The sequence below is a fragment of the Nonomuraea muscovyensis genome (assembly GCF_014207745.1).
GTDB lineage: Bacteria > Actinomycetota > Actinomycetes > Streptosporangiales > Streptosporangiaceae > Nonomuraea > Nonomuraea muscovyensis.
In genome coordinates this window covers 423,899-446,906 of the sequence record NZ_JACHJB010000003.1, presented here as the reverse complement: position 1 = coordinate 446,906, position 23,008 = coordinate 423,899, and the positions used below count along the sequence as shown (strand labels likewise).

Here is a 23,008-nt window from a genome sequence, read left to right as displayed (position 1 = left end):
ACACCGGCCTGAACACCGGCCCAGCCGGCGTCAGACCACCGCCTGCCTCCGCCGCCCGGGTGCTCGTCACCCGGGTGGCGCCGTGCAGGCGGCCTCCGTCGCCGTCGGCCGGCACACCCAGGCCGCCTGCACCGGCTTGCCCGACTCGACGGTCATGAGCCACACCTCGCGGCCCTGGGCGTCGTGGTCGGTGACGTGGCCGGAGAAGCTCACCGTCCCGGTGGCGCCGTCGAAGCGCAGCCCCCGCAGGTTGTAGTGCACCCCGGCCCGGATGTTCTCCGCGCCGCTCTGGGTGCGGTGGGCGTCGATCGCGATCCCGACGGCCTGTGCCGCGTCGTAGCCGAACGCGGCGTGCGCGGCGGAGTGGACCAGGGAGCCGCCGGCCCACTGCCGCAGCGTCTTCTGTCCCTGGTTCAGCGAGGCGTCGCGGACGTCGGTCAGCGAGACGAACGACATGCTCGTGTCGTGCCCCGCGCCGTTCGAGGCCACGTCGTTGGCGATGGCGCCGGTGAGATCGTCCGAGGCCAGCAGCCTGACCCGGCGCCGCTCGCAGGAGGCCCCCACGCCCGCTTGAGGCTGCTCAGGAAGTCGGCCCTGCCGGTGTAGTAGACGACCTTCGCCCCGGAGGCGCAGGCCTGCTCCATCGCGGCGCCGAGCGAGGCGTCGTCCTCGAAGGCGTGATCCGAGCCGACCCCGGTGTACTCCTGCAGGAACAGCTCCTTCAGGTCCGCGCTGTAGAGCTCCCCCTGCTGCCGCTGCCAGACCACCGCCACGGGCGGCTTCCGGCCCGCGCCCTCGACGAGCCCGAGCGCCTCCAGCCAGTGGACCGTGGCGGTGATCTGGAGGTCGTCCACGACGGCCAGGCGGAAGAGGTACGCGGACCGGTCACCGGCGGCGCCGGCGATCTGGCCGACCGTGCTCACCGTGCTCACCATCGGCAGGTTGGCCCTGGTGAGCACGTCCACCGCCTGCCTGACCTCCTCGCGGCTCCAGGCGAAGCCCACGGCCGCCGTGAGGGTGGGGTCGCGGTCCGCGCGCTCCTCGACGCTCTCGGCCGCGAGCCGGGCGCTGGCGAAGTCCTGGCCGGTGTTGGCGAAGACGACCCTCATCTTCCAGTCGGACTTGCTGCGGTTGTAGCTCGCCTGGTAGGCGCCGATCCCGGCCAGCTCGCCCGCCACAGCCGTCATCTGGCCGTCCTTGAACCTGGCGCCCGGCTGGGTCGTCAGCGGACCCACGTAGGCGATGGTGAAGACCTTGGCCCCGAAGGGGATCTGGGCGTTCTGCTCGTCGATGCGGCGCAGCACCGGCAGGACGAGCGGGTGCGGCGCGATCTTGTCCAGCGGGCCGACGCCCACGCACTGGTCGGCCACCCTGGTCAGCTCGGCCCCGCAGCCCACGGTCGCGACGACGGCCCCGCTGAGCGGCAGCGCGAGCAGCGCCGCCACCACCAGCCAGTAGGCCAGCGGGCGGACGGGCAGCATCCGCCACACGCCGCCGTCGGGGTCCGGCCGCTTCTCCGGGCCGACCTCGACCAGCAGGTACGGGCTGGGCCGGGTGTGGCGCATCCTGTCGCGCCAGGCGCGGTGGAGCGCGACCAGGTCCTCCTCCCGGCCCCGGCTCGGCCGGGCCGGGACCGCCTGCGGCGCCACCGTCGTGGAGGCCACGATCAGCAGCGGGCCGCGCTGGCCCGTGCCGGCCTTGATGTCGTTCACCAGCTCCATGAACCGGCGCCCGGCCGTGCCCGGGTCGGCGTTCGCGAGCCGCATCACGGGATAGGTGTCGCGGCCCCATCCCGGCCACGGGATGATCCGGCGCTGGTAGGCCTGGCGCAGGTCCTCCAGCAGTGCGGCCACCAGCAGCCGCTCGACCTGCTCCGGCCCCGCCTCGCTGACGCGGACGGCGTACTCGATGACGCTCTCCCCCCGCTCCCGCGGCAGGAACGGCGCCCGGCGGAACCAGCGGTAGAAGATGGGGCCCCGGATCAGCAGGACGGCGTGCACCAGGCCGACGACGAGCGCCACGGCGGCGCTCGCCCCCCACAGCAGCAGGGTGAGGCCGTCCACGAAGCTCTGCAGCCCGTACGCGGCCAGACCGGACAGGGGGATCCAGGTGGTCATGGCCCGGCCCACGTAGTCGGCCATGGAGCGCCTGACCCGCCCGGTGCGCGAGCGCGCCTTGCGCCACTCGGCCAGCCACAGCCCGAAGGCGTTGCGCTTGGCCACCGGGTTGGGCGGGGTGCCCGCGTCGGGGATCTCGTTGCCGCGCCGCCCCCAGGCCCACAGCACGAACTGGGTCAGCGGGAAACGCGGCGGCGGGAGCAGCGTGCCGCGCACCCACGTCGAGAGCATGCCCTGTAAGCCCGCCAGCCGCTCCACGATCGCCGCGACGTCGCGGAAGTCGCCCGCGTCGATCTCCGCGTACGGCGTCCGCGCACGGAACCGCCTGGCGGTCTCGGCGGCCTTGCCGGCCGGGTCCCGCTCGCCGGCGAACACCAGGATCGGCAGCCCGCGCTCCCGGGCGAACGGAGACGGCCGGCGCACGGCCTCGTCGATCACCTGGTCCACCGGCTGGCTGGGCATGCGGGATCGGGCCTCCGGACTGATGTGTCGCCCCCGAGTCACTTGTGGCTAGAGGTGAGCGTACGTGATCACCCCGTTCCCATCCAGGGACTCGCGGGTCTCACAATCCGGACCCGGGCCGATCCACCGCGACGCCGTCAGTAGGCTGGTCAGGTGGCTGACATCGTGATTCCCGCTGACATCAAGCCCGCCGACGGCCGTTTCGGCTGCGGGCCCTCGAAGGTTCGCACCGAGCAGCTGGCCGCGCTCGCCTCCTCGGGAGCGAGCGTCATGGGCACCTCCCACCGCCAGAAGCCGGTCAAGAGCCTGGTCGGCCGCGTGCGGGCCGGGCTCGCCGACCTGTTCTCCCTGCCCGAGGGCTACCAGGTCGTGCTGGGCAACGGCGGCACCACCGCGTTCTGGGACATCGCCGCCTTCGGGCTGATCCGCGACCGGTCTCAGCACCTGTCGTTCGGCGAGTTCTCCGCCAAGTTCGCCACCGTCGCCAAGAAGTCGCCGTGGCTCGGCGAGCCGTCGATCGTCAAGTCCGAGGTCGGCACCCACCCGACGGCGGTCGAGCAGGACGGCATCGACGTCTACGCGCTCACCCACAACGAGACCTCGACCGGCGTCGCCATGCCCATCGGGCGGGTGGGCTCCGACGACTCGCTCGTGCTGGTCGACGCCACCTCCGGCGCCGGCGGCCTGCCCGTCTCCATCGAGGAGACCGACGTCTACTACTTCGCCCCGCAGAAGAGCTTCGCCTCCGACGGCGGCCTGTGGATCGCGCTCATGTCGCCGCGCGCCCTGGCCCGGGTCGAGGAGATCGCGGCCACCGACCGCTACGTGCCCGAGTTCTTCAGCCTGCCGGTAGCGATCGACAACTCCAGCAAGGACCAGACCTACAACACCCCGGCCGTGGCCACGCTGTTCCTGCTGGCCGACCAGCTCGACTGGATGAACGGCAACGGCGGCCTGGCCTGGACCACCGCCCGCACGGCCGACTCGGCCCAGCGCCTCTACTCGTGGGCCGAGAAGTCGTCCTACGCGACGCCGTTCGCCGCTCCGGAGTACCGCTCCCAGGTGGTCGGCACGATCGACTTCTCCGACGAGGTCGACGCGGCGGCCGTGGCCAAGGTGCTGCGCGCCAACGGCATCGTCGACACCGAGCCCTACCGCAAGCTCGGCCGCAACCAGCTGCGCATCGCGATGTTCCCGGCGGTCGACCCGGCCGACGTCGAGGCGCTGACGGTCTGCGTCGACCACGTGGTCGAGCGCCTCTAGCCGCGACACACATACGACAGCCCCGGGGTCTGCCCGGGGCTGTCGTGTTTCCGGCGGGGCTACGGCTGGTCGACGCCGATCCAGTTGACGTACCAGCCGTAGGTCACGGCGTCCTCCACTGTGAGGGGCTCGCCGTTGCTCCATCGGATGTAGACGCGGAAGCCCGTCGCGGTGGGCTGATAGACGGTGTTGGTGCCGGTCAGCTCGAACTGGTGGGCCGCGCCGGCCACGGACGCCGTGTAGATCGGGTCGCCGGTGAAGTGCGCGGCACTGGTGTCGATGTCGATGTAGAGGCCGGGCGAGTTGTTGACGTAGAGCTGCCAGCCTTCGCCCGGCGCCGTCCGGCCGGAGGCGATCCGCTGGGTGGTCTTGCCCGACGCCGCCATCGTCACCGCGCTCATGGCGGCGGGACGATGCTCGGCGTTCGCCGTGCTCGCTCCTGTCACCAACGTGCCGGCGAAGGCCAGGGCGGCGGACAGGGCGACGGTCGTGGACCTCACGATGGACATGCATTCTCCTTGGGTCGCGACCCTCGGCCGTCATGACCTCGGAGAGGCGCGGGCCGCACGCGGCCGGCGCCTGTCATGGCGTCTGAGGCAGTGATCGTCACTGATCGTAACCACAGGATCGCCGGTTGTCGGTGAACGCCGTGTGCCGATTCCGAAGCGCCGGATCAGGCCGGATCAGACGGCCCGTACGGCGTGGCGGGACGCTTGCGGCGCAGCAGCCAGGCCGCGACCACCCCGGCGAGCAGCCCGAACAGGTGCCCCTGCCAGGAGATGCCCTGCTGGTTGGGCAGCAGCCCCCACAGGATCGAGTAGTAGGCGATCCCCACGCCGACGGCGATGGCGATGTCGAGCAGGCGCCGGTCGAAAACCCCGCGGCCGACCACGTAGCCGAAGTAGCCGAACACCAGCCCGCTGGCCCCCACGGTGATCGTGTCGGGGCTGGTGAACCAGGTGCCGAACCCGCCGAGGACGACGATCACCGCGGTGGCGCCCAGGAACTTGCCGATGCCGCGCAGCGCCGCCAGGAACCCGAGCACGAGCAGCGGCAGCGAGTTGGCCATGAGGTGCCCGAAGCCCACGTGCAGGAACGGCGCGAAGAAGATGCCGAGCAGCCCGTCGGGCTCCCATCCGACGATGCCGAACTGCCGGTCGAGCGTGCCGTTGAGCATGTAGTCGACGATCTCGACGCCCCACATCACGCCCAGCAGCACCACCATGACGAACAGCGCGCCGAGCGCACTGGTCAGGAGGACGCCCGCGCCGCGCTTGGCGGACTCGAACGCGGACCTCGTGCTGTCGTTCATACGCCCTCCCGCTGTACGCTCCTCTTCTTTACCGTACGCAGAAGCGATTATGCGCGCGTAAGGAAAACCGGCCCCTCCCGTGGGGAAGGGCCGGGTGCCGCCTGGCGCGGGTTACTCGCCCGTCCAGCGAGGGGCGCGCTTCTCGGCGAAGGCCGCGGCGCCCTCCATGGCGTCCTTGGACATGAACACCGGGTTGATGATCGCGCCCTGCCGCTCGAACATCTCCTCCAGCGGCCAGTCCTGCGACTCGACGATCACCTTCTTGGTCGCGGCCAGCGCGAGCGGGGCGTTGGCCGCGATCTTTCGGGCCAGCTCCAGTGCTCCCTCCAGCGCCGCGCCCGGCTCGGTGAGCCGGTTGACCAGGCCCAGCTCGTACAGGCGGGCGGCCGGGTAGTGGTCGCCGGTCAGGGCGATCTCCATGGCGACGTGGTAGGGGATGCGGCGCGGCAGGCGCATGATGCCGCCCGCGCCCGCCACCAGGCCGCGCTTCGGCTCCGGCAGGCCGAACTTCGCCTCCGCCGAGGCCACGATGACGTCGCAGGCCAGCGCCAGCTCGAAGCCGCCCGCCAGCGCGTACCCCTCGACGGCCGCCACCAGGGGCTTGGCGGGCGGCGCCTCGGTCACCCCGCCGAAGCCGCGGCCCTCGACCACGGGCAGGTCACCGGTCAGGAACCCCTTGAGGTCCATGCCGGCGCTGAACGTGCCGCCCGCGCCGGTCAGGACGTAGGCGGAGATGTCGGGACGGGACTCCAGCGAGTCGAGCGCCTCCGCGATGCCCCGCGCCACCGCGCCGTTGATCGCGTTGCGCGCCTTGGGGCGGTTGATGGTCAGGACGGCGACGCCGTCCGACTCCTCGACGAGCACGTCGTCAGACACGTGACCTCACTTGGGCTGGAAGCGGATGCCGCCGTCGAAGCGGATGACCTCGGCGTTCATGTAGTCGTTCTGGACGAGCGAGAGCACGAGCCGGGCGAACTCGTCGGGGCGGCCCATGCGCTTGGGGAAGACCACCGGCGCGACGAGCTTGGCCTTGAACTCGTCGGCGTTGGCCGAGAAGCCGTAGATCGGCGTGTCGATGATGCCGGGGCAGATGGTGTTCACCCGGACGCCGACGGCCGCCAGGTCGCGCGCGGCGGGGACGGTCATGCCGACGATGCCGCCCTTGGAGGCCGAGTAGGCGAGCTGGCCGGTCTGGCCCTCCAGGGCCGCCACCGAGGCGGTGTTGATCACCACGCCGCGCTGGCCGTCGGCGTCCAGCGGCTCGGTCCTGGCGATCGCGGCGGCGGCGACGCTCATGAGGTTGAACGTGCCGATGAGGTTGACCTCGATGACCTTGCGGTAGCTGTCCGGGTTGTGCGGGTCGCCGTTGCGGTTGACCGTGCGCTCGGCCCAGCCGATGCCCGCGCTGTTGACCACCACGCGCAGCGGCTTGCCGGTGGCGACGGCGGCGTCCACGGCCGCTCGTACCTGTTCCCGGTCCGACACGTCGGTCCGCGCGAAGACGCCGCCCAGCTCGTCGGCGACGGCCTTGCCGCGCTCCTCGTTGAGGTCGGCGACGACGACCGTCGCGCCCTGGCGCGCCAGCTCCCGGGCGGTGGCCTCGCCGAGGCCGCTGGCGCCGCCGGAGATGATTGCTGCAGATCCGTTCACGTCCATAGCGGGACCCTAACCCGCCGACCGAATGAAGTTCTAGGCAGGGTGGCTCAAATCTCGCCCACGGCGCTGTCGACGTCGGAGTAGACCTTGATGCGCCGGTCGAGCCCGGTGGTGCGCAGGATCCGCGCCACGGGCGCCTGGGGGGCCGCCAGCGAGACGCCGCCGCCCTCGCCCGTGGCCAGCCGCCACGCCTCGATCAGCACCGACAGCCCACTGGAGTCCATGAACGACAGTTGCTGAAGGTCGAGCACGAGCCGGGCGCTGTCCTGCTTGATCGCATCACGTACCTCGTCGCGGAGGAACGGCGCGGTGAACAGGTCCAGCTCTCCCTCAACGGCCACCACCACGGCATCGCCGAGAGCGTGTCGCGCCAGCCGCAGCTTCATTCGGCCCCTCCTCGATGAGCCACTGTACTTCGACATCCCCGGATACCGGGCCCGCACAAACTACGATCATCCGTATGGAGCAGGATGAGACGGAACTCGGGGTACGCCTGCCGTCCCCGGCCCGGAGCCCGCTTGTGGCGGTCCTGCGCCGGATGGTCATCGCGCTGCTCATCCTGTTGGCGATGTACGCGCTGGTCCTGCTGGATCTCGAAGGCTATCGTGACAACGTCGACGGGCCGGTGTCCCCGCTGGACGCCCTCTACTACGTCACGGTCTCGCTTTCCACGACGGGTTACGGCGACATCACCCCGGTGACCACGCAGGCGCGGATCGTCAACATCGTGGCGGTCACCCCGCTGCGCATCGCCTTCCTCGTGGTGCTGGTGGGCACCACGCTGGAGGTGCTCACCAGGCGCACGCGCGACGCCATCAGGATCCAGCGATGGAGGGACAGGTTGCGAGACCACACCGTGGTCGTGGGCTACGGCACCAAGGGCCGGGCCGCCATCCGCACGCTGCTGGAGAGCGAGCGGTCCAAGGAGTCGATCGTGGTGGTCGACCCCAGCAGGTCCGCGATCGAGGAGGCGGCCCACGACGGCTTCGCCGGGGTCGTGGGCGACGGCACGCGCAGCGAGGTGCTCAGGCGCGCCCACCTGGCCACCGCCCGGGAGGTCGTCATCGCCACCCAGCGTGACGACACCACCGCCCTGGTGACGCTCACCGCGCGCAGCCTCAACAAGACGGCGACGATCGTGGCGGCCGTGCGCGAGGCCGAGAACGACCCTCTGGTCCGACAGAGCGGCGCCGACGTGGTGATCACCTCGTCCGACGCGGCCGGCCGCATGCTGGGCGTGGCCACGCAGAGCCCCGCGGTCAGCGCGCTGATCGAGGACTTCCTGGTGTACGGCAAGGGCCTCGACCTGTACGAGCGCGACGTCAGCGCGGCCGAGGTCGGCTCGACCCCCCGGGCCTCCGGCGAGATCGTGGTGGCCGTGGTGCGCGATGGCGAGGTCCTCACCTATGCGGATCCGCGCGCCGGCACCCTGCGGGCGGGCGACAGGATGGTGGTCATCCGCGTTCAGCGGCCGCCCGCCTAGCCGCGGGCGGGATGGCGAAGCCGTACGGCAGCTCCAGCCGGTGGGCGGCGAGCAGGTCGGCGTCGGCGAGCAGCTCCGGCGTGGGCCCGTCCGCGGCGATCACGCCGCCGGACAGGATGAGCGAACGCTCGCACAGCTCCAGCGCGTACGGCAGGTCGTGGGTGACCATGAGCACGGTCACGTCCAGCGAGCGCAGGATCTCGGCCAGCTCCCGGCGGGCGGCCGGGTCGAGGTTGGACGACGGCTCGTCCAGCACCAGGATCTCCGGCTCCATCGCGAGCACGGTCGCGACGGCCACCCGGCGGCGCTGGCCGAACGACAGGTGGTGCGGCGGCCGGTCGATGGCCTCCAGCATGCCGACCCGGCGGAGGGCGCCCGTGACGGCGCGGTCGAGCGCCTGCCCCGTCAGGCCCATGTTGGCCGGGCCGAAGGCGACGTCGTCGCGGACGGTCGGCATGAAGAGCTGATCGTCGGGATCCTGGAACACCAGGCCGACGCGCCGCCGGATCTCCTTGAGCGTGTCGGGCCGCACCGGGGTGCCGGCCACGGCGACCGTGCCGTGGCCGGGGGTGAGGATGCCGTTGAGGTGCATGACGAGCGTGGTCTTGCCGGCGCCGTTCGGGCCGAGCAGCGCCACCCGCTCGCCCCGCCCGATCGTGAGGTCCACGCCGAACAGGGCCTGTGTGCCGTCGGGGTAGGCGTAGGCCAGGCGGCTGACTTCCAGAGAGTTCACAGTGACAGTCCCAACACCGACAGTCCCAACACCGCCAGGGCGACGAGCGGCAGCGCGAGCGCGGCACTCCACTGCCGGGCGGACGCCGAGAGGTCGCCGGTGATCGGCATCTGCCCGGTGTAGCCGCGGCTCAGCATCGCCAGGTGCACCCGCTCGCCCCGCTCGTACGACCGGATGAACAGGGCACCCGCCGATCGCGCGATCACCGGGACGTGTCGCAGGTTGCGTGCCTCGAACCCGCGCGACTCCCGCGCCACCCGCATCCGCCGCATCTCGTCCACGATCACGTCGAGGTAGCGCAGCATGAACATCGCGATCTGCACCAGCAGGGCGGGCAACCGCAGCCGCTGCGCCCCGAGCAGCACGGCGCGCGGCTCGGTGGTGGCCGCCAGCAGGATCGAAGCGACCACTCCGAGCGTCGCCTTGGCCAGGATGTTCCACGCCGCCCACAGACCCGGCACGCTCAGCGACAGGCCGAGCACCGTGGTCCGCTCCCCCAGCCCGATGATCGGGATGAGGAAGGCGAACAGCACGAACGGCACCTCGATCGCCATCCGCCGCACGATGTGCGACGCGGGCACGCGGGCGGTCCACGCGACCGCCGCCAGCATCACTCCGTACAGGGCGAACGCCCAGAGGCTCTCGCGCGGCGTGGCCACCACCACGACGGCGAAGGCCAGCACGGCGAGCAGCTTGCACTGCGGCGGCAACCGGTGCACGACGGAGTCGCCCGGCAGGTAGAGCCGATGGTGATGCCCCGCACCCACCGCCGTTCACCGCCCTTCGTTCGCTCAGACCCCGGCCCGCTCGCGGTCCCGGGCGCGGCCACGCGCCGCGTAGGCGACGCCCCCGGCCAGGAGCAGCACGATGCCCACGCCGACGGCACCGGCGACGCCCACCGGGATGCCGCCCACCTCACCGTAGTCGGCCAGCGCCCAGGCGCCGAACAGGTGGTCGGTCGCCTGACCGAGGAAGCCCTTGTCCTCGGCGACCGACTCCAGCCCGTCGGGGCTGGAGGAGGCGAAGAACGACACCAGCCCGGCGAGCACGAGCGTCACGCCGAGGCCGCCGAGCAGGAACGGCCGGAGCCCGCGGCTCCCGGCCGCCACCGGCCGCTGGGGCTCGACCGTCGTGGTGCCGTCGGCGCCCCGCAGGAGCAGCGACGAGGCGAGCCCGCGCGCGCCGTGCACGAGGTCGGGCCGCACGGCCAGCACCGCGCCCACGGTCAGCGCGGTGATCACGCCCTCGCCGACGCCGATGAGCACGTGCACGCCGCCCATCGCGGCGGCCACCGTGCCCACCTCGATCGGCGCGGTGCCGCCGATCCAGAACAGCAGCGTGAAGACCAGCGCCGAGACGGGCACCGAGATCAGCGCCGCGAGGAAGGCGGCCGCCGTGATGGCGCCCTTGCTCCGGGCGACCCGCGTGACCAGCCGGAAGACGCCCCAGCCGACCAGCACGCCGACGATGCCCATGATCGTGATGTTCACGCCGAGGGCGGTCAGCCCGCCGTCGGCGAAGAACACGCTCTGCACGATCAGCACCACGGCCAGGCACAACACCCCGGTGTAGGGGCCGACGAGTATCGCGGCCAGCGCCCCGCCCATGAGGTGGCCGCTGGTGCCGGCGGCGATCGGGAAGTTCAGCATCTGGACGGCGAAGATGAAGGCGGCGACCAGCCCCGCCATGGGGGCCGTCCGGTCGTCGAGCTCGCGCCGGGCGCCGCGCAGGCACACCGCGACGCCGGCGGCCGCGACGGCCCCGGCGGAGACGGACACGGCCGCGTCGAAGAAACCATCGGGTACGTGCACGACACATCCTCCAGCTGCGGGGTAACAGCCCCACTTTAGGACATAGCCTTGCACCTGCAAATAGTTGGCAACTAGCGCAGCATCCGCCGCAGCAGGCTTCTCGCCGTCAGCTTCCGCACCACGGTGCTCAGCCGCCCCTTCCCCGGCGTCGCGTACGGCCGCACACTCCTCAGCACGATCCCGCCCCACGGCCGACGCGGCCCGGCCACGGCGGCGGCGTCGGTCTCCACCCGGAACCGCGCGGGCGGCCCGCCCAGCTCCACCTCCAGGTAGGCGTCCCACGTGCCCGGGGCGAACCGGCCGACCGGCGGCCTGGCCGCGAAACCGCCGCCGGGCAGCGCCACCACCCGGTCCGCGCGCTCGTCTCCCGTGCGCCGTTCGCGCCAGACGAGCCGGCGAATGGCCGACGCCGCCGGGACGCCCCCGCCGACCAGGACCTCGCCGTCGATGGCCAGCCGCTGCCCAAGCGCCCACCGGGTGCGCGTGATGCGCACGGTCCCCGGCACCGCGAGCAGGTGCCCGCCGACGTCGATGCTGAGGTTGCCGTTGTCCTTGGTGAAGTAGGGGATGGCGACCACGTCGCGGATCAGCCGCGGCGCCGGCCTGGTGACCTCGTCGTCGCGGTCGGCGCCCAGCCGGGCATGCCGCACCACCCCCTCCACCTCGATCGCGACCCGCAGGTCCCACACCCCCGAGCCGAGCGCGCCCGCGTCCACCCGAGCGGCGAACTCCGTGCCGTCGCAGCCGCTGCGAGCCGGGCCGTGGGCGGCCGGCACCACCACCTCACGCGCGGGCTCGGCGCGCGAGCGCAGCACCAGGCTGATGCCGTCGACCGCGCGGATGCCCTCAAGAGCGGCCGTGCCGGTGACCACCAGCCGATCGGCCTCCCAGCGCAGCCCGGTCAGCCGGCGCCGGACGGCCGCGCCCTCGATGCCGGCCAGCCGCGCCAGCCGGTCGACGTCGTCCAGGCAGGCGAGCCGCTGCCGGTCGATGCCGCTCAGCCGGGCGCGGACGCCCGAGGTGAGCCACTCGTCGCACAGGGCGGCCACCTCCTGCGCGATGTCCTTGCGGCGCACCTCGCCGGCCTCCAGGAACGGCACGCCGAGCTGGGCCAGCACGTCGAGCTTGAAGTGCCGCACGAGCAGGTGGTCGCGCAGCGGCCCGGGCGGGACGTGCTCGGCCATGAGCGCGATCGGCCCCCTGATCATGGTGAGCCAGCCGAGCGGGTCGCGGCTGCCGGCCTGCTGCATGATGCTGCTGCCGTCGGGCCGGGCCACGAGGTGGTAGCAGTCGTGGTCGGCGACCACGGAGATCACCTCGGCGTGGCAGAAGGCGTGGACGGTGAAGTGGATGTCCTCGCCGATCAGCACCCGCTCGGCGAACCTGATGCGGTGCCGTTCGAGCATCTCCCGGCGGAACAGCTTGAAGCAGCACAGGCTGTTGTAGACGGCGCTCTCGCCCAGCGGCGCCCGGTCGGTGTCGTGGTGGAACATCGAGGCCGGAGCGCGCCGGCCGTGACCGACGATCTTGCCGAGCACGATGTCGGAGCCGTTGCGGTCGGCCATGGCGACCATCCGCTCCAGCGCCTCCGGGCCGAGGTAGTCGTCGGCGTCGCAGAAGAACACGTAGCGGCCGGTGGCGTGTTCGAGGCCGATGTTGCGCGGCCGGCCGGCGCCTCCGGACGAGCCCTCCAGGCGCACCACCTTGACGCTGGTCCGGTGGTAGGCCGCGTAGAGGTCGAGGAGCTCGGCGCTGCCGTCGGTCGAGCCGTCGTCGACGACGACGATCTCCTTCTTCACCCGTTGGACCAGCGCCGAGGTCAGGCAGCGGTCGAGGTAGGGACGGCAGTCGCGGGCGGGGACCACCACGCTGACGTCCACCGCGTCCCCGCCACCGCCGTCGCCGTCAATGCCCGATGTCGTCATGGCCACGCCGCGCCCCTCAGTAGCTACTGTCCGCGTCCATCCCGCTTCAGTATGTGACGGGGACGGACGGCCGCGGGGCCGTATCGCGCACTTCGGTGTACGCAGTCCCCGTCCTCGCCGATAACGGTCTGGCGGCGATAATCCCAGCCATCACCAGCAAGCGGTCACAATCCGTCACGCCCGAACTACGTTCAGGAACGGTGTTTTCCTCCGCGGAGGAGAGAAGTTCTACACCGGTAGGAGTGCCTTACTCCGGCCGTCCGGCGGTGATCCGCCGGAGGCGCCCGCGCGTCTACGCTTAGGCAACCTTGACCGGGGAGGTGGCGGGAATGGCATCTGATCTCCGCAGGCACGGGCCGACGGGCTCGGCCGTGCGTGCCGCCGAGCTCATCGTCTCCTCGGCGCGGCTGGCCGAGCTCCATGAGTGCTCCGCACTGCTGCGCCGGACGAGGATGCGGGCCGAGGAGATCGTGGACGAGGCGCGCACGCTGCTCGCCGAAGCGGAGCTGCAGGGCGACCCGGTGCGGATCCTCGCTCTCGGCGCCCAGCTCGACGAGGCGCGCCAGGCCTACAGCAAGGTGCTGACCGGCTACGTGGCCATCTGCCGGCGCATCAACGCCGAGCGGCAGGCCATCATGCAGGCCCAGATGCAGGACGAGCGGCCCGCCGGGCTGTCGGGGGTCGCCTGACGGTTTCGGGGATGGCGGCCCTGCGGGATGGCGGCCCGGTGGAGTGGCGGCTCTTGGAGTGGCGGCTCTTTGGGGTGGTGACTCTTTGGGGTGGCGGGCTCGCCGCGTACGGGTCGGACCGATATGTGCGCGCGCGGTGAACCGTCGCGACCTGTGAGACGTCCTTCTTCACAGGGAGGCCACCATGCGCGTCCTTGACGCTCTCGCGGCGCCGGACCTGGAGGAGCTCCGCCTGGAGCTGCTCCTGACCGCGGCGCTGCACGAAGAGGCAGAACGGCTAGCCGCCGAATGAACGGGCTCCAGCTCCCCGGGCCGCACCCGGGGAGCTGGAGCAGGGGGCTCTCACCGGGCCCGGCCCCTGGCGCGGAACGCGGCCGTCTTGACCCGGTTCTGGCAGGCGGTCGAGCAGAAGCGGCGGGTGCCGTTGCGCGAGACGTCCACGTAGACCCGGTCGCAGTGCGGCGCGGTGCACACGCCCAGCCGGTCGCCGAACTCCCCGCCCAGCACGATCGCCAGCGAGGTGGCGCAACTGGCCGCCCAGTCGCCGGCCATGGTGCCGCCGGGGCCGTGGAAGTGCAGGTGCCAGGGTTCGCCGTCGTGCCGTTCGAGCATCGGCCGGGCGCGGGTCTCCTCCAGCAGGACGTTGATCCGGCGGGCCGCTCCGTCGACGTCCTGCGCCGCCATCGCCTCGAACACGGCCCGCAGCCGGGCCGCGACCTCGGCCAGTTCGGCCCCCTCGGCCTCGGTGACGTCGCGATGGCCCGGGTAGGCGTCGCGGAGGGCCTCGGTCGCCGCCGCGGCGGGATCGTCCGGGACCGGGGCGGGGCGGCCGCGCCGTTCCCCCGGCGTCAGGGCGTTCACCAGCGCCACGGTGACCCTGACCACCGCATCCGCGTGACTGTTGAAGTTCAATTGACCAGTTACACCTTTGTGCTCTAGTTTGTGACTGCCGAAAGTTCAAACGACAGTAACAAGGAGTCGACTGTGCTCACCCACGATGCCGCACAGGAATGGATCGCGCGCTGGGACCGCCAGCAGGAGGGCTACCTGCCCGACCGCGAGGAGCGCTTCACCGTGCTGATCGACGCCGTCGAGGCGCTCGGCCGCCCCGACCCGCTCGTCATCGACCTCGGCTGCGGCCCCGGCTCGCTGTCCGCCCGGCTGGTGGAGCGGCTGCCCCGGGCCACGGTCGTCTCGGTGGACGCCGACCCGCTGCTGCTCGGCCTCGGCCGGGCCGCGTACCCGCACCTGACGTTCCGCTCCCTCGACCTGCGCGAGCCCGGCTGGACCGCCTCCCTCGGCCTGGACCGGCCGGCCGACGCGGCGGTCAGCACGACCGCCCTGCACTGGATCTCCGAGCCGGAACTCCGGACGATGTACGCCGAACTGGCCACCGTGCTCCGGCAGGGCGGGGTGCTGCTCAACGGCGACCACCTCGACTCCGACGACGACACCCCGGCCATCGCCCGCCTGGAGCGGGCCGTGCACGACCGGGAGAGCGAGCGGGCCTTCGCCGCCGGACAGCCCGAGGACTGGCGCGCCTGGTGGGACGCCATCGCCGCCGACCCCGACCTCGCCGAGCTCAACACCGCCCGCACCACCGCCGGCGCCGGCCACCACGGCTCGGAGTCCCACCTGCTGTCGCAGCACGGCGAGGCCCTGCGCAAGGCCGGCTTCGCCGAGGTCGGCACGCTCTGGCAGCGCGGCAACAACCGCCTCCTCTGCGCCGTCCGCTAGCACCTCCTCGGGGCGATGGCGGTGACCGCGGGTCCGGTCTACGATCATGCCATCGGCCTCAGCGGAGGAGCAGCAGCGTGCCCACCACCCCCCGACGCCCTGTCCGCACGCTCACCTGGGTGCTCCTCGTGGCCGGCGTGGTCGCCGTGACCGCCGTCCTCGCCGTGTACCTGCCGCGCCAGGCCCCCGCCACGCAGGGCGCCCCCGGCGAATGCCTGAAGGGCGGCGTCAACGAAGTCGTGAACTGCACGGACCCGACGGCCACCTGGAGGATCACCCGCGCCTTCGGCAACATGACCATGGGCGGCTTCTCCGCCGCCATGGCCGACGGCGGAGACATCTGCTCGGCGGGCGAGACGACCACCGCATACTCCGACGGCGACGGCGACGGCGACGGCGACCGGGCGGTGGTCTACTGCCTGACCCCCATCGGCGCCACGCCCGCCGAAGCCCTCCAGAACGGGGAGCTGACCGCGTCCGTCGGCGACTGCCTCAAGGGCGACGGCGACACCGGCCACGCGGTCGTCCCCTGCGCGGACACCGCGGCCAGGTGGAAGGTCACGAAGAAGATGGCGGACATGACCCGGGCCGCGTTCGACTCCCCGGAGGGCGGCGGCGCTCTGTGCGCGTCAGGGGAGACCGCGGTCGCCCACTGGGAGGACGAGCGGGCCGACGCGTTCTGCCTCGCCCCCATTAATTGATCACGCGCAGCGGAAGATCGCACTAACGTCCACACATGAAGATCCGTCGCGCCACCGTCGAGGACGCGCCCCTCATCGCGGACCTGAATCGTCACGTCCACGCCCTGCACGTCGCGAACCGCCCCGACCTCTACCGGCAGGACCCGCCGCTCCAGGACCTGGCGGCCGGATACGCCGACCGGCTGGGGCGCGACGACGCCGTGGCGTTCGTGGCGGAGCTCGACGACGGGGACGCGGTCGGCTACGCCCTCGCGGTGATCGCGCACAAGGACGAGACCACGCTGTTCCGCCGGGACAGCGCCATCGGCCTGCGGCAGCTCGCCGTGGATCCCCGGGCCACGCGGTGTGGCGTGGCGACGGGGCTCCTGGACGCCGTACGGGATGCGGGTCGCGCGGCCGGCCGCCGCCGCTTCGTCACCGAGGTCTGGGACTTCAACGTCGAGGCGCGCGCCTTCTACGAGGCTGCCGGTTTCGTCCCGATGACGCACGCGCTGGAGCAGCCGCTGTGACCGCCCGGCGACCCTTCAGATCAGCAGCGGTTCGCGCCGTCGAAGTTCCTGGGGCCGCGCGGGACCTTGCTACTGATCGTGGCACCGGGCCGCGCGGTCTGGCAGGACCCGTCCACGCCGTGCGCCCAGACGATCTTCAGGTTCATCGTGTACCCGCAGTCGTTCCGGGCGTACCCGGTCTTGGTGACGGTGCCCGTCCGCTGCCAGACGGTGACGCACGACGGGGCGTTCCCGGCGGGGATCGCCGAGGTGGACGCCGCGGCCGGGAGGGCGAGCAGGCTCGTGGCGACGCCGAGACTGGCGGTGGTGATCACGGTGAGCAGAGTCGTCCGCATGGGTCGGGGTCCCTTTCCCGTTGGTGTGCAGGGGCAGGGTCACGATCTCAACCGCGCCGGCGGTTCCTCTACGGCGGCGCCCGACAAGGCGGCCGAGGCTCTTTGATGGCGCGCCGACCGTAACGCGCGACGGGCGCCGCAGGAAATGCACATGAGCCTGACATAGGAGAACAGGCGCCCCACCGTGATGGGGGCGAACCCCATCACGGCCGACCGTACGTGCTCGACTTCCGACCGGGCCGGTGCCGGTCCCGGGCACGACCAGACCGCGGATCCTGGCCCGGGAGGGGAACGACACCTTCCTGATCCATGAGGTCACCTGGCTCGGATGCCGCAGTCCTTCAGTCTTCGCCGTGATAGGCGCGCAGGTCGCGGCGTGCCCGGTGACGGCTGCGGCGGCGCTCCTCGCGTCGGAAGAGGTGCCACTCCCGGCCACCACCACTGCACCCGCCGCCGAACAGGTAGGAGTCGGTGGCGCGCCAGTGACAGCCGCTCGTGCGGCGGCTCAGGGACGCGCTGTCGGCGGTGATGTCGCCGGGCAGTGTGCACAGCCCGAACCGGTGGTCGTGAACGGGCACGCAGGTCGCCATCGGCGCGTCGGCCATCCGCACCCACCAGGGCCGGGTCTTGTCGGTCTTGCTCATTCGGTCACCTTTCGGCTCCGTGACGCCCGTGCTGGGGCTGTCATGAGACCGTCGGTCGACCGGTTGCGCGGCGCTCTCCTACGGGCTCCGGAGTCTCCGCAGCGCCTGCTCGGATGCCGAGCCCGGCTCGGCGGCGAACAGGTCCAGCCCGCAGCACGACGGCTCGTCGGGCAGCGCGACGAGCTCGCCGTGCAGGGTCAGCTCGCCCACGACCGGGTGGTGCAGCACGTACGCCCGGGACCGGACCTGCGCGACCGGGTGCTCCGCCCACATCCGCGCGAAGTCGGCGCTCAGATCCCGCATGTGGTCGATGTGCGCCGCGAGTCCGGGGTCCCCGCGATACCGCCCGAGCAGAACGCGTAGATGCGCCACGTGCTCGCGCGCCGCCCGCTCCCAGCCGGTTCGGTGCAGCTCGCGCAGGTAGGGTTCGGCGAACAGCAGGTGCGAGAGCGTGCGGCGGCTGTCCGGCAGCGCGGGGAAGTCGCCGAACACCGCCACGGCGAGCTGGTTCCAGCCGACGATCTGGGTGTGCCGGCCGACCACCAGCGCCGGCGTCATCACGAACGACTCCAGCAGGTGGCGCACGCTCGGCGGCACGTCCGACGGGGCCGCGACCCCCGCACACCGCCGGGGACGCCGTGCCATCCGGCGCAGGTAGGCCAGTTCGTCCGCGTCCAGGCGCAGCGCCGCGCCGACGGCGTCCAGGACCTCGTCCGAGACACCGTCGCCCCTGCCCTGTTCCAGACGCGTGTAGTGGGCGATGCTCACACCCGCCAGCCGGGCCAGTTCCTCGCGCCTCAGGCCCGTGACCCGGCGCGTCCGGCCGTAGTCGCGCAGCCCGACATGCTCCGGGCGCAGGCGGGCACGGCGTGACTTGAGGAACTCGCTCAGCTCGGTCCGGTCGTCCACGCGACAACCCTACGTCCGGGCGCGCCGCGGGTGATCACGCCGTGAGTACGCGGAACGCGGGCCTGGTCGGCCGGTCGCGGCGGCTCCAAGCTGTCAGGCGAGGCCACCACGCGCGACCGACGCGGCCCCGCCGCGCTCGCTCGCCGCCGGCTCTCATGGAGGCATCCACACGAACGAACGGAGCGAAGCCGTGTCCCGAACGCTCGGACTCATCGGCAGCGGAATGATCGGTTCTTCCGTTGCCCGCCTGGCCGTCGCCGCAGGTCTCGAGGTCGTCCTCAGCAATTCGCGCGGCCCTGAGACACTCGCTGATCTTGTCGCTGACCTGGGTGCGCGTGCCCGGGCGGCCACACCGGAGGAAGCAGCACGCGCCGGAGACCTGGTGGTGGCGGCCATCCCGCTGAAGGCCCACGAACAGCTCCCCGCCGAAGCTCTGGCCGGCAAGACGGTGCTGGACACGGCGAACTACTATCCCGAGCGGGACGGGCATCTGGCCGAACTGGATGCGGGCGAACTGACCTCCAGCGCTTTGACCCAGCGCCGCCTGCCGGGCTCCCGGGTGGTCAAGGCGTTCAACAACATCACCCCGCACCAGCTGTTCTGCCTGGCCCGGCCCGCGGGCGCGCCGGACCGCAGCGCCCTGCCCATCGCCGGCGACGACGTGGCGGCCAAGGCGGAGGCCACCCGGCTGTTGGACGTGCTCGGTTATGACGCGGTGGACATCGGCCCGCTTGCCGCAAGCTGGCGCAGTGAACCGAACACACCGGTGTACGTCCGGCCCTATCTCGGCGAAACGCCCGCCATGAGCGTCGAGGCCTTCTTCCGCTGGACTCTCCGGACCCCCGGCATCGTCGTTCCCGCAGCGCAGGTCGGCAAGCTCGTCGAGACCGCGGTTCGCCAACCGGCAGGCGAGGCCAGGATCCCGAACGACGACGAGGAGGCTCAGTCGGTGTAGTCCTCGAACTCCCCATAACCGATGCGGCCGATCTTCTCCGCCAGTTCCCTCCAGCTCGGAGCCTCCAGCGCGGCGATCCGATCGCTCACCCACTCGGTCACCCTGTCGGGCTGGAGCTCGGCGACGAAAAGCCAGTGCCGGCCGATGAGGAAGGGATGGTGCCGGAGTTGCTCCGCGAGGGCCGACGGCGTGCAGACGGTGAGCTGGAACAGCTCACCACCCGCCTCGCCCTGCGGACCGACATACATCTCCAGGAGCTCGCAGGCATCGGCCGGATCATCCACCCCTCGCCCATCTCGAAGATCGACCCAGCGGAACCCTTCCACTCGCGCACGCATCACCCCATGATCGCGCATCGACGACCATGCTCGTCGGTGAGGTCTCCACGTGCCATGGCGACGGGCCCTCCGGCGCGCGCACGTGGTGGATCACCGCGTTCGGATGTTCCATCGAGAGCCTCATACTCCGCCGGCGGCCGGGCCGGCTCAGAGCGGTCCACGTGGCCGCACCGTCCGGCGACGTGTGACGCCGATGACCGGGAGCACGAGGATCGCGAGTCCGCCGCCGATCCACAGCACGCTCGCCGTTGAGACGGCGTCGACCGCCAGGCCGCCGACGAGGGCGCCCAGGGCGATGGACAGGTTGAACATCGACACGTACAGGGAGGACGCGGCCTCGGTGGCCGTCGGTGCGGCGTTCAGGATCCAGGTCTGGAAGGTGACCGGGACGGCTCCGTAGCCCAAGCCCCAGACGATGAGGATCACGACCGCCGAGAAGCTGCCGTGATCGGTCACGGCGAGGGCGGCCATGGCCGCGGTGAGGAGCGCGGAGATGCCGCACACGGTCTGCCGGAGACGCTTGGCGATCAGCGCGCCGGCGATGAAGTTGCCGCAGATGCCGGCGACACCGAAGGTCAGCAGCAGCACACTGATCATCCCTTCGGCCACGCCGTCGTCCTGGAGGATCGGCCGGACGAAGGTGTAGGCGGTGAAGTGCCCGGTGATGACCAGAAAGGTCATGGCGATGCCGATGCGCACGGCGGCGTGCGTCCGGAACACCTGCGGCAGGTCCGCGAACGTCATCACCCGCTGCGGCGCCAGCCTCGGCATCACGACGACCATGCAGGCCAGCGAGATCAGGCCGAGAACGCCCACGGCCGCGAACGCGAGGCGCCAGCCGATGAGGTCGCCGACCAGGGTGCCCGCGGGCACCCCCAGCACGGAGGCGGTCTCGACGCCGCCGAAGATGACGGCGGTGGCGCGCGCGACATGGTGCTCCGGGACCAGCCGCAGGGCGATACCTCCGGCCAGCGACCAGAAGCCGCCGACGCTGATGCCGATCAGGAAGCGGGCGAGGAGGACGACGGCGAAGCTCGTGGCGAGGGCGGAGGCGAGGTTGGCCGCGCCCACCATCCCGATCAGCAGGGCCAGCACCAGCCGGCGGTCGATCCTGCCGGTGGCCACGGTGACCAGCGGCGCCGCGACGGCGGCGACCAGTCCGGGCACGGTGACCATGAGGGCGGTGGTGCCCTCGGAGACGTTCAGCCCGGCGCCGATCGGGGTGAGCAGCCCGACGGGCAGCAGTTCGGAGGTCATCAGGGCGAAGATTCCCAAGGTCACGGCGAGGACCGCGAGCCAGCCCCGGACCGGTGATCGGCTCATGTTCTGTGGCGCGTGCGGTGCCGAGGCGTCGACGGATGTCACGGTGTCGGCCTTTCCGAGAAGTCATGCGAAGGGCGGTGTCCGCGGGACACGGCCACCGCCCGGAGTCGGGGAGAACGGAGGCGGAGGTCCGGTTACTCGGTTCCGGGGGTCTTGCGCGTGGTCACGTTCATGCGGTTCCAGGCGTTGACCGTGAGGATCAGCGCGATGAGCTGGGCGAGTTCCCGGTCGTCGAAGTGCCGCGCCGCCTCGTCGTACACCACGTCCGAGACCCCCTGAGGAAGCAGGGTCATCGCCTCGGTCAGGGCGAGGGCCGCGCGCTCCCTGGCGGTGAAGAGGCTGGACTCGTGCCATGCGCTCAGCTGGTAGATGCGCGTTTCCGTCTCACCTGACCGGCGGGCATCGCCGGTGTGATAGTCGATGCAGTACGCACACCGGTTGATCTGGGAGGCCCGGATCTGCACCAGTTCGAGCAGAACCGGGTCCAAACCTTCACGGGCCGCGGCGTCCAGGGCCAGTACGGCCTTGAAGACCTTGGGAGCGACAGCCGAAAAGTTCATGCGCGGGGCAATGGCGACGTTCGTCATGCTCATGAACCTAAGACCGCAAATGACCCAGAGTATGGTGCATTCTCATGGACGATTCGTGGGTCAATCCTCCGCACACCGACCGCCCGAGCCGGCGCAGGGCGGGGCGATGAGCCCCGGCTCGGAAAGCGGCAGCGACCTCCACCTGGAGCTCACCGGCGACGGCGGCGCGCGAGCACGGCTGATGCGGGCCCTGCGCGAGGCGATCCACTCGGGACGCCTGACGCCCGGTACCCGGCTTCCGCCCTACCGCGCCCTCGCCCTCGACCTCGGCATCGCCCGCAACACCGTCGCCGCCGCGTACTCCGAACTCGTCGAGGAAGGCTGGCTGACGGCCCGTCAGGGTTCCGGCACCCACGTCGCGCACCGCGCCGCGCTCCTGGAACCCGACCGCCGGCACTCCCCCGAGCGGCCGCCCCGCCGCCGGATCACGTACGACCTGATGCCCAGTTCCCCTGATGCCGCCGCCTTCCCGCGCTCGTCCTGGATCGCCTCGGCCCGGCGCGCGCTGGCCACCGCGCCCAACGACGCCTTCGGGGTCGGCGACCCGCGCGGTCGGCCGGAACTACGCCAGGCGCTGGCGGAGTACCTGGCGCGTACCAGAGGCGTGCGGACCGAAGCGGACCGCATCGTGATCTGCTCGGGCTTCGCACACGGGCTACGACTGGCCTGCCACGTGCTGCGCGGTCCCGTCGCAGTCGAGTCGTACGGACTCGGCTTCCACCGCTCCATCCTCACCGAGGCGGGACTGACGACCGTGCCGCTCACCGTGGACGCCCACGGCGCACGGACCGAGGAGCTTCCGGCCACCGGTGCGCAAGCCGTCCTGCTGACGCCTGCACACCAGTACCCCACCGGCGGCGCACTGCACCCACAGCGTCGGGCCGCGGTCATCGACTGGGCACGCGCCACCGGCGGCCTGCTGCTCGAAGACGACTACGACGGGGAGTTCCGCTACGACCGCGAACCGGTCGGCGCCGTCCAGGGCCTCGATCCCGACCGCGTCATCTACTTCGGATCGACGAGCAAGAGCCTGTCGCCCGCGCTCCGGCTCGGCTGGATGGCACTACCCGGCCGGCTGGTGGATGACATCGTCGCCGCCAAGGGCCCGCGCGAGCTGTGGTCGGGTGTGATGGACCAGCTGACGCTCGCCGACTTCATCGTCGGCGGCGCCTACGACCGCCAGCTACGCCGGATGCGCGGAACCTACCGGCGCCGCCGTGACCTGCTCACAGCCGTGCTCGCCGACCGCGCCCCACATATCACGGTCAGCGGCATCGCCGCGGGCCTGCACGCCGTTCTCGAGCTTCCTGCCGGCACCGAGCAGGCCACCCTCCGCGCCGCACGCCGCCTCGGCCTCAGTCTGGACGGCTTGAGCTCTCATCTGCACCCCGACAGCGCGATGCCGCCACGCGACGGTCTGGTCATCGGATACGGCACACCCCCCGGGCACGCGATCGCAGCCGCTCTGGAGACCTTGTGCCTCGCCCTGCCCGACCCGCCGTAGACCCAACTGGCG

26 protein-coding genes are annotated in these 23,008 nt (G+C 71.8%); 8 read left to right on the top strand and 18 right to left on the bottom strand.

Annotated elements, in window-relative coordinates:
- Positions 1-66 precede the first annotated feature (66 nt).
- Positions 67-456, bottom strand: a complete 390-nt coding sequence (locus tag FHU36_RS33840) for a hypothetical protein (RefSeq protein ID WP_185088151.1) — start codon at positions 454-456, stop codon at positions 67-69.
- The gene (locus FHU36_RS33835; protein ID WP_185088150.1) at positions 438-2,579 is read right to left on the bottom strand and encodes an amino acid ABC transporter substrate-binding protein; all 2,142 of its coding nucleotides are present in this window, start codon (positions 2,577-2,579) and stop codon (positions 438-440) included. Before FHU36_RS33835 ends, FHU36_RS33840 begins: the two co-directional genes overlap by 19 nt.
- Positions 2,580-2,732: 153 nt before the next feature.
- Between FHU36_RS33835 and serC the strand changes: the two genes are divergently transcribed.
- Positions 2,733-3,842, top strand: coding sequence for a phosphoserine transaminase (serC, locus tag FHU36_RS33830; protein ID WP_185088149.1), 1,110 nt, complete (start codon positions 2,733-2,735; stop codon positions 3,840-3,842).
- Between the two features lie 59 nt (positions 3,843-3,901).
- On the opposite strand, the gene FHU36_RS33825 is transcribed toward serC, so the two are convergent.
- The 5 genes from FHU36_RS33825 to FHU36_RS33805 form a co-directional block, all read right to left on the bottom strand.
- On the bottom strand, positions 3,902-4,351 hold the full coding sequence (locus tag FHU36_RS33825) for a hypothetical protein (RefSeq protein ID WP_185088148.1): 450 nt from the start codon (positions 4,349-4,351) through the stop codon (positions 3,902-3,904).
- 164 nt (positions 4,352-4,515) lie between these two features.
- Positions 4,516-5,154, bottom strand: a complete 639-nt coding sequence (locus tag FHU36_RS33820) for a rhomboid family intramembrane serine protease (RefSeq protein WP_185088147.1) — start codon at positions 5,152-5,154, stop codon at positions 4,516-4,518.
- 111 nt (positions 5,155-5,265) lie between these two features.
- Positions 5,266-6,030: a crotonase/enoyl-CoA hydratase family protein gene (locus FHU36_RS33815; protein ID WP_185088146.1), complete on the bottom strand. Its 765-nt coding sequence runs from the start codon at positions 6,028-6,030 to the stop codon at positions 5,266-5,268.
- Positions 6,031-6,036: 6 nt separating this feature from the next.
- The gene (locus tag FHU36_RS33810) at positions 6,037-6,810 is read right to left on the bottom strand and encodes an SDR family oxidoreductase (RefSeq protein ID WP_185088145.1); all 774 of its coding nucleotides are present in this window, start codon (positions 6,808-6,810) and stop codon (positions 6,037-6,039) included.
- Between the two features lie 47 nt (positions 6,811-6,857).
- Positions 6,858-7,196, bottom strand: coding sequence for an STAS domain-containing protein (locus FHU36_RS33805; protein WP_101785558.1), 339 nt, complete (start codon positions 7,194-7,196; stop codon positions 6,858-6,860).
- A gap of 74 nt (positions 7,197-7,270) precedes the next feature.
- Here FHU36_RS33805 and FHU36_RS33800 point away from each other — a divergent pair, with 74 nt between their 5' ends.
- Positions 7,271-8,293 (top strand): potassium channel family protein, encoded by a 1,023-nt coding sequence (locus FHU36_RS33800; protein ID WP_185088144.1) that lies wholly within the window; start codon positions 7,271-7,273, stop codon positions 8,291-8,293.
- On the opposite strand, the gene FHU36_RS33795 is transcribed toward FHU36_RS33800, so the two are convergent.
- From FHU36_RS33795 to FHU36_RS33780, 4 genes are all read right to left on the bottom strand, one after another.
- Positions 8,265-9,026, bottom strand: a complete 762-nt coding sequence (locus FHU36_RS33795; protein ID WP_185088143.1) for an energy-coupling factor ABC transporter ATP-binding protein — start codon at positions 9,024-9,026, stop codon at positions 8,265-8,267. The two genes, FHU36_RS33800 and FHU36_RS33795, sit on opposite strands and share 29 nt — an antisense overlap.
- Positions 9,023-9,793, bottom strand: a complete 771-nt coding sequence (gene cbiQ / locus FHU36_RS33790) for a cobalt ECF transporter T component CbiQ (RefSeq protein WP_185088142.1) — start codon at positions 9,791-9,793, stop codon at positions 9,023-9,025. Before cbiQ ends, FHU36_RS33795 begins: the two co-directional genes overlap by 4 nt.
- A 24-nt stretch (positions 9,794-9,817) precedes the next feature.
- A complete protein-coding gene (locus FHU36_RS33785; RefSeq protein ID WP_185088141.1) occupies positions 9,818-10,837 on the bottom strand; it encodes an energy-coupling factor ABC transporter permease in 1,020 nt (339 codons plus the stop codon).
- Between the two features lie 71 nt (positions 10,838-10,908).
- Positions 10,909-12,762: a glycosyltransferase family 2 protein gene (locus FHU36_RS33780; RefSeq protein WP_246503127.1), complete on the bottom strand. Its 1,854-nt coding sequence runs from the start codon at positions 12,760-12,762 to the stop codon at positions 10,909-10,911.
- A gap of 329 nt (positions 12,763-13,091) precedes the next feature.
- On the opposite strand from FHU36_RS33780, the gene FHU36_RS33775 reads away from it, so the two are divergent.
- Complete coding sequence (locus tag FHU36_RS33775) at positions 13,092-13,451, top strand: hypothetical protein (protein WP_185088139.1); 360 nt, start codon at positions 13,092-13,094, stop codon at positions 13,449-13,451.
- Between the two features lie 342 nt (positions 13,452-13,793).
- On the opposite strand, the gene FHU36_RS33770 is transcribed toward FHU36_RS33775, so the two are convergent.
- The gene (locus FHU36_RS33770) at positions 13,794-14,363 is read right to left on the bottom strand and encodes a CGNR zinc finger domain-containing protein (RefSeq protein WP_185088138.1); all 570 of its coding nucleotides are present in this window, start codon (positions 14,361-14,363) and stop codon (positions 13,794-13,796) included.
- 72 nt (positions 14,364-14,435) lie between these two features.
- Between FHU36_RS33770 and FHU36_RS33765 the strand changes: the two genes are divergently transcribed.
- From FHU36_RS33765 to FHU36_RS33755, 3 genes are all read left to right on the top strand, one after another.
- Positions 14,436-15,188: a class I SAM-dependent methyltransferase gene (locus FHU36_RS33765; RefSeq protein WP_185088137.1), complete on the top strand. Its 753-nt coding sequence runs from the start codon at positions 14,436-14,438 to the stop codon at positions 15,186-15,188.
- 77 nt (positions 15,189-15,265) lie between these two features.
- The gene (locus tag FHU36_RS33760; RefSeq protein WP_185088136.1) at positions 15,266-15,889 is read left to right on the top strand and encodes an LppU/SCO3897 family protein; all 624 of its coding nucleotides are present in this window, start codon (positions 15,266-15,268) and stop codon (positions 15,887-15,889) included.
- 35 nt (positions 15,890-15,924) lie between these two features.
- On the top strand, positions 15,925-16,398 hold the full coding sequence (locus FHU36_RS33755; protein WP_185088135.1) for a GNAT family N-acetyltransferase: 474 nt from the start codon (positions 15,925-15,927) through the stop codon (positions 16,396-16,398).
- 20 nt (positions 16,399-16,418) lie between these two features.
- Here the strand turns inward: FHU36_RS33755 and FHU36_RS33750 are convergent, their stop codons facing one another.
- From FHU36_RS33750 to FHU36_RS33740, 3 genes are all read right to left on the bottom strand, one after another.
- Entirely contained in the window at positions 16,419-16,733 is a 315-nt protein-coding gene (locus tag FHU36_RS33750) for an alpha-amylase inhibitor (protein ID WP_185088134.1), read from the bottom strand.
- 341 nt (positions 16,734-17,074) lie between these two features.
- Positions 17,075-17,377 (bottom strand): hypothetical protein, encoded by a 303-nt coding sequence (locus FHU36_RS33745; protein WP_185088133.1) that lies wholly within the window; start codon positions 17,375-17,377, stop codon positions 17,075-17,077.
- Positions 17,378-17,455: 78 nt separating this feature from the next.
- Positions 17,456-18,286, bottom strand: a complete 831-nt coding sequence (locus FHU36_RS33740) for a helix-turn-helix domain-containing protein (protein ID WP_185088132.1) — start codon at positions 18,284-18,286, stop codon at positions 17,456-17,458.
- A 190-nt stretch (positions 18,287-18,476) separates the two neighbouring features.
- Here FHU36_RS33740 and FHU36_RS33735 point away from each other — a divergent pair, with 190 nt between their 5' ends.
- A complete protein-coding gene (locus FHU36_RS33735) occupies positions 18,477-19,241 on the top strand; it encodes an NADPH-dependent F420 reductase (RefSeq protein ID WP_185088131.1) in 765 nt (254 codons plus the stop codon).
- On the opposite strand, the gene FHU36_RS33730 is transcribed toward FHU36_RS33735, so the two are convergent.
- The 3 genes from FHU36_RS33730 to FHU36_RS33720 all read right to left on the bottom strand — a co-directional run bounded on the left by FHU36_RS33730 (position 19,229) and on the right by FHU36_RS33720 (position 21,489).
- A complete protein-coding gene (locus tag FHU36_RS33730) occupies positions 19,229-19,525 on the bottom strand; it encodes an Imm8 family immunity protein (RefSeq protein ID WP_312892026.1) in 297 nt (98 codons plus the stop codon). The genes FHU36_RS33735 and FHU36_RS33730 overlap by 13 nt on opposite strands.
- 201 nt (positions 19,526-19,726) lie before the next feature.
- Positions 19,727-20,902 carry an MFS transporter gene (locus FHU36_RS33725; protein ID WP_185088130.1) on the bottom strand — a complete coding sequence of 392 codons (1,176 nt, stop codon included), beginning with the start codon at positions 20,900-20,902 and terminating at the stop codon, positions 19,727-19,729.
- A 134-nt stretch (positions 20,903-21,036) separates the two neighbouring features.
- Complete coding sequence (locus FHU36_RS33720) at positions 21,037-21,489, bottom strand: carboxymuconolactone decarboxylase family protein (protein WP_221497075.1); 453 nt, start codon at positions 21,487-21,489, stop codon at positions 21,037-21,039.
- 109 nt (positions 21,490-21,598) lie between these two features.
- Here FHU36_RS33720 and pdxR point away from each other — a divergent pair, with 109 nt between their 5' ends.
- Entirely contained in the window at positions 21,599-22,996 is a 1,398-nt protein-coding gene (gene pdxR, locus FHU36_RS33715; RefSeq protein ID WP_185088129.1) for a MocR-like pyridoxine biosynthesis transcription factor PdxR, read from the top strand.
- Positions 22,997-23,008 lie beyond the last annotated feature (12 nt).